Source organism: Mycobacterium sp. IDUB_19 (assembly GCF_055419445.1).
In genome coordinates this window covers 1-1,354 of the sequence record NZ_JBVAXR010000142.1, presented here as the reverse complement: position 1 = coordinate 1,354, position 1,354 = coordinate 1, and the positions used below count along the sequence as shown (strand labels likewise).

The window sequence follows — 1,354 nt, the reverse complement described above, 5'->3', positions numbered from 1 at the left end:
CAGAACACATCTGTGGTCGGTGACGCCGAGCGTGATCGATGCCTGGCCGGCGTGCGAGTGCTGCACGACATTGGACACCAATTCGCGCACCACACCGAAGACGATCGGGTCGATCTCATTGCGGCCCGGGTAGTCGATGTCGGTGGAGATCGTGATGCCCGAGCGCTGCGCGGCATCGGAGGCCAACTGATGCACCGCGGCTCCCAGGCCGACCTGCTCGAGCACCGCCGGGTGCAGCTCGAAAGTCGCCTGCCGCAAGCTTTGTGACGCATTTTGAAGACCGGCCAGCGCACGCTCGACGCGCTCGTCGCCCGGCAGTGCGGTCTCCAGCTCGACGAGTTCTTGGCGCACCGCGAGGATGTCTTGAAGCGGTCCGTCGTGAATGGACTCCGAAATCCGGCGCTGCAGCACATCCGACGCCGTCATCGTCTGAGCGAGCAATTCCTCCCGTAGCACGCCCAAGCCGGCGACCGACCGCACGTGCCGCTCCTCAACACGGACGACCACGAATGCGGTGGCACACAGGAACGCATAGAGCCCGAAAAGAAAAACGGTATCCGTCCAACGCTTCGGACCCATCAGCACATGGTCGTGAATCCCGGCGACTGCGAAGCCGGCGAGTGTGATAACCAGCACCACCGCCACCCGCCGCGACGACACATCAAAGCCCACCAGGACCGGCAGCAACACCATGATCAGCAATGGATAGATGCCTAGGGCGGACAGCAGTTGAAAGCCCGTCAGCGCCACCACGTCAATCATGGTGAAAGCAAAGGGCTCCAGCCGGCCGACCCCGACGCCTAGTCCAACCCATCGGCGGGAAGGAGAAAACGCCAGCGCCACGGCACAGAGCGCAACGAATCCATATACGACGACTAAGTCGGTTTGCTGCGCCCACTCTGACTTGGGCGTGTCCACGACAAAGGCGGCCACGATGAGCCCCAGCACACCGATTCGAAACACTGACGCAATTCGATACGAGCGCAGCTGGTGAACCCTGCGTACCCGTTGCAATTCTGCGTCGCTGGTATCCGCCACGCGAACACAGTACTCATCTGTGCTCGTCGCCTCGGGGCTAAGTGGCAAAACCCGCATCAGGTGGTCCGTCGCGGCAATCCGCGCTGGTGCGGCAAACCGCTAGACTGTCCGCCATGGCCGGCGCAGCAACGCCCGAGAAGGTCCGCGTCGTTGTCGGCGATGATCACCCGCTCTTTCGTGAGGGGGTGGTGCGAGCGCTCGCGCTGAGCGGTGAGGTGAACGTCGTCGGCGAGGCGGACGACGGCACGCAGGCGCTGGAGCTGATCAAGGAGCACCGTCCCGACGTCGCGTTGCTCGACTTCCGGATGCCCGGCAT

At 63.5% G+C, this 1,354-nt stretch carries 2 protein-coding genes; one reads left to right on the top strand and one right to left on the bottom strand.

From position 1 onward, the window contains the following. Nucleotides 1-1,038, bottom strand: a 1,038-nt coding sequence (locus ACZY0B_RS27485) for a sensor histidine kinase (protein WP_463767377.1), incomplete at its 3' end; no start/stop codon positions are given. Nucleotides 1,039-1,151: 113 nt separating this feature from the next. On the opposite strand from ACZY0B_RS27485, the gene ACZY0B_RS27480 reads away from it, so the two are divergent. Next, nucleotides 1,152-1,354, top strand: a 203-nt coding sequence (locus ACZY0B_RS27480) for a response regulator transcription factor (protein WP_463767376.1), incomplete at its 3' end; no start/stop codon positions are given.